General features: G+C 66.0%; 2 protein-coding genes. Both read left to right on the top strand.

Going from position 1 to position 2,428, the window contains the following annotated elements:
* Positions 1-2,028 (top strand): hypothetical protein (locus GXY33_00740; GenBank protein NLX03648.1); only part of this gene is annotated, 2,028 nt, incomplete at its 5' end.
* Positions 2,029-2,151: 123 nt separating this feature from the next.
* A partial coding sequence (locus GXY33_00735) for a hypothetical protein (GenBank protein NLX03647.1) occupies positions 2,152-2,428 on the top strand: 277 nt, incomplete at its 3' end.

Below are 2,428 nucleotides of genomic sequence, written 5' to 3'. Positions count from 1 at the left end.
TCGCAGGTTTCACTCGCCGGCGACAGCGCCACGCACGACCCGTTCTCGCTGACCGTGGCCGAAGCGGCCCGGCTCCTGGGAATCGAAACGGACCACGAGACGGTCTACATCCTCTCGACCAACGCCTTCGCTCCGGACCTCCGACCGGATGAGCCCTGCCGCTGTTGCTGGCGCCTTCAGGGCCGCGAGCGATCCCTCGACCTCGTGGCGGCTCGCCTGGGAATGACAGTCAGGGAACTGCCCGACGCCCACGACTCGGCCTCGCCCGCGCCCAACGATCCCACGCAGACCGAATCCTGGCTCGTCGAACACTTCCGCAAACCGCTTGTGCCGATCATCCGCAACGCGATGGCCGACGGCCGGGTCGTGATCTCACGCGGCGAATGGGACCCCGCCCACGCCTCCTGGGTGCTCTGGGGAATCGTCACCGACGCCAAAGACGATGGAACCATCCTCGGTGCGACCCTCAACGGCCGAACCGATAACCCGATCGTCTTCCTGCGCCAGGGCTATGCCCTCGCCAGGTCCGAACCGAAGCTCGACCAGCGCCAAGCCGATCTCGCCGTGCTGCAGCGGGCCGTCGACCGCATCCGCGGCGAAAGAGCCCCCTTCGCTCCCGGACAAATCGTCTTCGGCGTCAAAGCCATGGACGTCTGGATCGCCCAGATGCAGGGCTCCTTCCAGCCCGCCGACCCGCCGTGGTTCGACGGCGATGCGGACGATCCCGTGTGCAAGCTTCGCGCGAAACTGACCGCATCGTCAACCTACCAGGGCGCCCAAGCCGCCGCCAAATACCTCCGCCAGGCCGCCCGGCGCCTACCGCAAACCGCCCGACCCCACCTGACGACCGCCGCCGACCACTACGACCGCATCGTCGAACTCCTCCACCCAGCCATGACCGGCCAAGGCGGCGAAAGCTACGACCAGCTCATCGGCGACATCCAAAAACAGAAAAACCACGCCGCAAACGTCCTCACCCCAATCAAAGCCGAACTCGCCGCCGCCGCCAATGCCATGGAAAAAGCCCTGGCGGCAAGCCATGCCGACACCCTCTCGCTCGACGACGTTCCCGCCGGTCAGGGCGAAGGCAACCCGTTCGCGATGGGTCTCTCCGTGATCCTCAACTACGGCGGAACGCCCGCCGACTATGACACCCTCATGGGCGATCTCGGCTTGGCCTTCATCTTCCAAGCCAGCGACCAGGTGACCCGCTACGACGGCGCGCTCGATGTCGGATGGTGGCCGCTGGACCCCGAGTGCATCCCGACCTATCTGGAGTTCGTCAGCCGAACGGTAGGACAACGCATCGACTACATCCGCGCCGACGAACCCTCCTATCACGCCAACGCCAAACAGCACTACCACCAGCGTTTCGAACCGATCGTCCGGGCCGAACTCAGCGCCGGACGCCCGCTGCTCGCCAACAACGGTTTCTGGACGGTCGTCACCGCCTGCGATACGAACGATTCGCCCCTCTCGGGCCATTGCCCCTGCACGACCGAAAAGCAGACCGAGCGGCTCGATTGGCCGTCCAGGTACCCGTGGAGGCTTGCGATCCTCAGCGGTCCGGCCACCCCACTCGATCGCAAACTCGCCGACCGCCAAGCCATCGTCCACGCCGTCGCCCTCGCCCGCGACGAGGTCACCATGCCGCAAGGGTTCCTGACCGGCCAGAAGGCCTTCGCCCTCTGGGCCCAAACCCTTCGCGACTTCGAGCACCGCGGCCAGGCCCGATGGCACGCCAACGCCCGGCTCCACCTGGTCCTGAATCGCCGAAGCGCCGACGCCTATCTCCGCGCCATGGCTGATCGACATCCTCAAAACGTCGCACAACGCCTTCTCGCCGCCGCCGACCTCTACCGGCAGGTCATCGACGCGATCAACGCCGCCGACATCAGCGACCAGGCCCTGATCGAATCTACCGCCGGCCGCGAACACCTCGCTCAACGGATCGAACGCGTCGCCGAACTCGAAGCCCAAGCCGCCGACGAACTCCAAAGCGCAGCCCAGGCGATGGAGGCTCAGTAACCCGCCATATCTCTCTATCCATCAACCGGTTGCGAAGCGTCCCGGCGTCCGCGGATATTTCCCCGCCCCACGGTGTCTATCAGGTAGAATGACGCCAAACCGCGGCGACGAACGGAAGCCATGATGAACGACGAAAACCGCCTGCTACGCGAATACGCCGAAAGCGGCCGGACCGAACCCTTCAGCCGGATTGTCCGCCAATACTCAGCCCTCGTCTACGGAACCGCCCTGCGGATCACCGGCAATCGCGACGACGCCGAGGAAATCGCCCAGGAGTGCTTCCTGACCCTCGCCCGACGCCCGCACGACGTCCGCACCTCACTCGCCGGATGGCTTCACGCCGCCGCGACCTCGCGATCGCGAAACCTCCTTCGACACCGCGACCGCCAACGCCGACACG

Source organism: Phycisphaerae bacterium, from assembly GCA_012729815.1.
In the GTDB taxonomy this organism is placed as follows: domain Bacteria; phylum Planctomycetota; class Phycisphaerae; order JAAYCJ01; family JAAYCJ01; genus JAAYCJ01.
Note: the sequence above shows the minus strand (reverse complement) of the source record. Positions and strands in the feature narration are given on the sequence as shown.